This is a genomic window from Achromobacter sp. GbtcB20 (assembly GCF_019091095.1).
In the GTDB taxonomy this organism is placed as follows: Bacteria; Pseudomonadota; Gammaproteobacteria; order Burkholderiales; family Burkholderiaceae_B; genus Achromobacter; species Achromobacter mucicolens.
This window is the reverse complement of sequence record NZ_JAGXJZ010000924.1, coordinates 1-234: the sequence shown is the minus strand read 5'-3', so window position 1 is coordinate 234 and position 234 is coordinate 1. Positions and strand designations below refer to the sequence as shown.

The 234-nt window shown below is 50.9% G+C and carries 1 protein-coding gene; it reads left to right on the top strand.

Translation table 11 applies throughout. The features are described from left to right. Positions 1–185: mercuric transporter MerT family protein (locus KVT32_RS31650; RefSeq protein WP_254637109.1), on the top strand; the 185-nt coding region annotated here is incomplete at its 5' end. Positions 186–234 lie beyond the last annotated feature (49 nt).

Sequence of the window (234 nt, the reverse complement as noted above, 5' to 3'; positions counted from 1 at the left end):
CACTAGCTTGTATGGCATTGGCTTACCGTAAGATTTATCGTGCCCCTGCCGTAGAAAACTGCCAACCTGGAACGCTGTGCGCCATGCCCGAGACCAACAAAAGGTATCGGTCCATGTTTTGGATTGTTTCGATGCTCGTGCTGGTTGCCTTGGTCTATCCGTATTTCGTGCCGTTGTTCGTCTAGGAATACCGCATGTTCGTCAAGAGTAGCGTTACGATGCGAACTCTCTGCG